The sequence below is a fragment of the Luteibacter sp. HAY1-4A genome (assembly GCF_056755355.1).
Map to the genome: position 1 here is coordinate 1 of NZ_JBNDHZ010000120.1, position 246 is coordinate 246.

A 246-nucleotide genomic window follows, 5' to 3' on the forward strand; every position below is an offset into this window, starting at 1 on the left:
GCACAGCAACAGGTCACCGCCAGGGGCTTTATCCTAAAACCCGGTCTCATCAGAGGCCGGGTTTTTTCTTTGCCTGTAGGAGCCGGCTATGCCGGCGATTCCGCAGCAGCGGGCCACCTTGCCGCCAGCACCCATCGCCGCTGAAGCGGCTCCCACACAGAGCGGGACTCCCTGCGTGCTTTCGGAAAGCTCGGTCTCGACATGGGCCGGGTTTTTCTTTGCCTGTAGGAGCCGCCATGGCGGCGA

Annotated in this window: 1 protein-coding gene; it reads right to left on the bottom strand. The window is 63.0% G+C overall.

What is annotated here, in order from left to right:
* Nucleotides 1–33: 33 nt before the first annotated feature.
* On the bottom strand, nt 34–246 hold a 213-nt coding region (locus ACPYOD_RS19190), incomplete at its 5' end, for a hypothetical protein (RefSeq protein ID WP_481303276.1).